Source organism: Oleiphilus sp. HI0123 (assembly GCF_001635315.1).
This window is the reverse complement of the sequence record NZ_LWGE01001108.1, coordinates 1-4,755: the sequence shown is the minus strand read 5'-3', so window position 1 is coordinate 4,755 and position 4,755 is coordinate 1. Positions and strand designations below refer to the sequence as shown.

At 43.0% G+C, this 4,755-nt stretch carries 3 protein-coding genes and 2 rRNA genes; all 5 read left to right on the top strand.

Annotated elements, in window-relative coordinates:
- Window positions 1-87: ribosomal RNA gene (locus A3761_RS11150) — 23S ribosomal RNA — on the top strand; the annotation flags it as partial.
- A 167-nt stretch (window positions 88-254) separates the two neighbouring features.
- Window positions 255-369, top strand: a 5S ribosomal RNA gene (gene rrf / locus A3761_RS11145).
- A 218-nt stretch (window positions 370-587) separates the two neighbouring features.
- A complete protein-coding gene (locus A3761_RS11140; protein ID WP_068514096.1) occupies window positions 588-1,670 on the top strand; it encodes a hypothetical protein in 1,083 nt (360 codons plus the stop codon).
- Between the two features lie 10 nt (window positions 1,671-1,680).
- On the top strand, window positions 1,681-2,220 hold the full coding sequence (locus A3761_RS11135; RefSeq protein WP_068514093.1) for a DUF6160 family protein: 540 nt from the start codon (window positions 1,681-1,683) through the stop codon (window positions 2,218-2,220).
- 9 nt (window positions 2,221-2,229) lie between these two features.
- Window positions 2,230-4,737 carry a DUF6160 family protein gene (locus A3761_RS11130; RefSeq protein ID WP_156491798.1) on the top strand — a complete coding sequence of 836 codons (2,508 nt, stop codon included), beginning with the start codon at window positions 2,230-2,232 and terminating at the stop codon, window positions 4,735-4,737.
- Window positions 4,738-4,755: the final 18 nt, after the last annotated feature.

Below are 4,755 nucleotides of genomic sequence, written 5' to 3'. Positions count from 1 at the left end.
TAAAGACTATGACGTTGATAGGCTGGGTGTGTAAGTGCGGTAACGTATTGAGCTAACCAGTACTAATTGCTCGTGAGGCTTAACTATATAACGCCCAAGTGGTTTTATAGTGAATGATTATTCGTACAACGACGGGTAACGCAAATTGGATATGAGTCTTCGTTAGACAGCAGAGATAAAATTAGCTATTACTTGCTATTGTTAAAGACGCAGAATTAAGTGTTGTTGATCAAGTATCAGCAACCGAAGTTTTGCCTGACGACCATAGAGCTTTGGAACCACCTGATCCCATCCCGAACTCAGAAGTGAAACGAAGCATCGCCGATGGTAGTGTGGGAGGTCCCATGTGAGAGTAGGTCATCGTCAGGCTTCTATTAGAAACCCCAGTAGGTCGTCCTACTGGGGTTTTTTATTGCCTGGAAGAAAGTATTGTAAGTAACTCACTTTCGTTTTAATTATGTGAGCAGGTTCTTATCTTGTTGTTTGATTTGTGAACGACTGTAAAGTTTTGACTCGCAAGACATGATTTAATTAATTATTGGGTATACTTCCCTAACTTCTAATAAATCAGGACGCTGATTTCAACTATGAATGCATCTACAAACAACAAAATTGCTTTGTTATTTCTATCGCTAATGATGGCTAGTAGTACGAAGATATATGCAGAAATGCAGTCGCTATCTGACAGTGATTTATCTGAGGTCGATGGCCAAGGCATCGGTTTAGTGATGGATGACTTTATTTTCAGTCACGGCCATAATCCAAGCGAAGGCAAGGTATTCAGGATTAGTGGTGTAACTAACAGTGCTGGAGAAGACGTTGTAATCAACGTTAATCAAATGTATATCGCGCGTGCAGGTAGTAATTATGGGGAGACTCTAGAGGGTGTAAATCTAGGTAGGCTAACTAACCCATACGAAATTGATTTATTAAATGGTGATGACCCTGATATTGGCTTACCCGGAGAGGCGGTACTTGAATTTGCGGCACCTAGGAAGGTTTTAGATACTGCTCAAGGTTATGACTGTTTGACTGGTGCTGCAGGTGGGGAGTGTTCTAGTAGACCTTCATCTGCTGAATGGGTAAATGGGGAGAGGCCAGATCTTGGCTTAGAACTTGAAATTAATGATGGTGCTCTTGCAAGCAATTTAAACATCAATGTTGAAAGTGCCGTGTTTGACGGGTCTTACTTGCGCTTGTGGGGCGATGACGGGGAAGAGCGTATGGCAGCAGAGTTTCGTCTTAACTTTTATTCTCCCTCCATTGAGGTAAGTACTTGTGAGCAAATTAATCAAGGTTGCTCATCTAGCATTAAAATGTCCAACTTCCAAATGGAGTTGGCTTTAGGTCACACGTTCCAGCCCTTATACATCGGGGTAGATGGATCTAGCAATCTACCAACAAGCGGTGGGCTTACTCTTCAAATAGCGAAAATTACACATCCATATATGGATAAGATTAATGTTGTTGATGGTTCATACGATTTAGCTGACCCGGATGCTGTCGCAGCGCATGACTTTTTTCACGATTATTATACGAATGGTGAGTATCGTAGCAATATCATTGTCGGTGATTTAGACATTGGTGGTACAAGTTTAGGCGAGCAGCGAATTGAAGGGATATTGGTCCAGTATATGGATGTTAAATTTCGGGACTTGGATCCTAACTAGAGGCTTATTTATGTTGTTTCGGGTACTAATTTTTATGCTTACTGCCGGGCTCGCTAATGCAGAGATGTCAAGTATTGATGACTCAGATCTATCAGAGGTGACAGGGCAAAGTGGTGTTTATTTAACAGGTGAAGTTTCAATCAACGAAGAGGGTGGGGCGTTCAATGACTCTGACAGCCATGGTTACTTTGGAGATTGTTCAAATAGTCAAAAAGTATGTGGGGCGCGCTTAGCTTTTAAGACTCAGAATGATGGAGGCTGGTTTGCGATTGATAATATTCAAGGCTCAGTCTCTTTTGAAGGTCTTACGTTTAGACTGAGAGATATTGCAGATGGTTTTGGTGGTGACGGTCTGCTATTTAATCGGGATGTGATCGAAATTGGCTTGCCTAAGAGTATACGCATGAACGACTTCCAGTATACGCTCGCGACTGCAAACCAAGACCGTCCAAGTAATAGTTCAGACTATCAGCAGGTCGACTTAATGACTGTCGAGATGAGTGGTGATCTCACTTTGCAGGGTAACCTGTTGGTTTTTCCAACGCCTTAGGAATTACGGATGATAAATAGACTATCAATAACATTAATGCTTTTTATTCTCCCACAAATAAGCGCTGCGGAGCTAAAAGCACTTGGTGATGAGTTTTTGTCGGGTGTAAGTGGGCAGTCGGGAATCACTGTTGACCTAGAATCGAAGTTTTCAGTGGGTGAGATAGCCTATTTTGATGATGGTTTGGGTATAGCGTTGCAGGGTGTCAAGATGAGCTCTGCTGCAGATCCTGGGCAGTTGGCAGAGCACCGATTAGAGTTTGATATTCTTGATAACGGCGATATAAAGTTTGCCTTTTCTTCTGGAAATGTCGCAAGGTTCGAAATAGAGGAAATTCGTTTTGTTGATGCGCCGGGCCTGCCTTCACTTGTAACAGATCCGAGTATAGGGGGCTTCTTTATTGACTACGAGATTGATGGCTCTATCTTGGTGCACAACAGAGGTAATACAAGACACGGTGCTAACAATGTTTTGGGTGGGTTGTATGATATTGATTTTACCGTCGAAAATGGGCGCTTAGGATATCGCACTAATGGCAATGAGTTTTTCTTGGATGGTTTAAGTTTGGATGTCGAATCTTTGGGTACGGTGTTTGGGGTGACCGAGGCAGGACAGCTTAACTTATCAATGCCTAACCTAAAGGCAGAGCTAAGTGTAGATGCCATTAGGTATAGTAATAACGCGTTAAATCACGGGGTAACTAATGATGTTACGTCGGGCGCGCCTTTAGCAAGTTACGGTAGCTTGTGGATTAATATGGATGTTAATTCTGATTTGTTAATTGCCGCGGGCGGCGCTGATGGTCTTACAGGAATGACGATCAATTCATCGAACCAGTTTAATCGCTTGGATGTAGCGTGGGGTGATGATACTGACTGGGCAGATACAGGTTACTGGGTAGGTGCTTTGGGTATTACCGGGTCAACAGATTTGGTCAACATGACGCTAGATATTTTGGATGATGAGGATTCAGGTGACGCTTATCATGGTGTGGGCTTGGCTTTAGCCTTTGAACAGTTAGCGATAGATCTGCATGTTCAGGATTTTGTTTTGGGTGAAACTAAAACAAATATTGATCAATATGTCGCGGGTAACCCTGTTCAATTAAAGTCACTAGGTTCTTTCGATATTGCTTTGACCTACGCCGACTCCGTTTGGGGTGGTGTTAGTCGAACCAACAAAATCTTGGTTCAAGCTGGCGGTAATACAGAGGCTGGCAATCAAGGTTTACGTCTTGATACTCAATTAAGTATCGCTGGTGACACAAATCAATCTAACTTTGTATACACCGATGATGGTTATTCTTTGATGTTGAGTTCTCTTTCTGCTTATGTTGATGGAGATATCACTATCGATATTACTGCAGACTTGCCAAATGATGACGTGTTTTTTGATGGTCTAAGGCTTGGTTTTGAAGATCTTGCTTTTGGCTATCAAATTGAGGGAGTGCGGGTTGCTGAGAGTACCGGGGATAAAGAGGATTTAAAGAATGAGAAGCTTGGGTCTGCACAGGGAGTGCAGGGGCTTCCTGGTTTGTTAGGTTCACCTTCTTTGGAAGGAACGCTTAATGGCCATATTACACTTGGGGCTGGTGGGCGAGAAGGCAGCGAAGGAATTACAGTAAATTCCGATATATCAATTAGTGATGGCATTATGGGTTCCTATTTAGAGGCTGACGGGACTGGGAATGGAATCTGGTTAAGTGGGCTGAATTATGATGTGCACTTGCGTGACATGATGTTAGATGTCACAAGTGACGGATTAAAGATTTATGAAGGTGAAAGTTGGAGTCGGTTGGATGTTACAGACTTTAAAATAGGTGAACGCACTGCTGACGCTAGCTTTGGCGGGCTTGTAGTAGAGAGTTATCATGCTGGTTCTGAGACCTTGATATCAACTGGTGGTGCTGGAGATGTTTGTATTGGTGGTGTCGGAGCTAGCCAGGGTGATTGTATTGCTGATAACGGGCGCTGGGAAAATCGTGGGGACCAGGGCTTAACAATAACATCTAAACGGCACTTTAAGTCGAAGATTGATTCTGAAGGAAAGAGAAATCGCTTAACTTGGCATGTCGGGCGCGATGGCGAGGGTACTGGTTCGCCCGATAAGGGAACGGGTCTAAAGTTAATATTTGATAATTATACGACCAATGACGGGAACAATTTGTCTGACGATTTTGGGATTCAGACAGAATACAACATGGATATTGCTCGCGCTCCGGTTATTAAGAAGTCGACAGGCTTCGATAGTAATAATATCTACGGTGAAGAGGGTTGGGAAAAGGTTATGTTGCCTGATGGCTCCTATGAGTACAAGGCTCCTTCAGATATGACTGCTGCAGATATTGCAAATAGACCGGTAGGTGTTGCGATGAGAACAAATACGCAGTTCAAAGAGCTTGATTTTGAAAGAGTTAATCTCAGCCACTCTGTCGGTGGTGAGTCAACGCTGCTATACGGAATGAAGCTACAGAACTTTAATATCACAACTGATATTACTGCTACGCCAATAGATTAAAGCTGGCGCTTACATTTT

Coding starts and splice junctions, on each gene's coding strand:
- A3761_RS11140 (WP_068514096.1), top strand. CDS start 588: ATGAATGCATCTACAAACAACAAAATTGCTTTGTTATTTCTATCGCTA.
- A3761_RS11135 (WP_068514093.1), top strand. CDS start 1,681: ATGTTGTTTCGGGTACTAATTTTTATGCTTACTGCCGGGCTCGCTAAT.
- A3761_RS11130 (WP_156491798.1), top strand. CDS start 2,230: ATGATAAATAGACTATCAATAACATTAATGCTTTTTATTCTCCCACAA.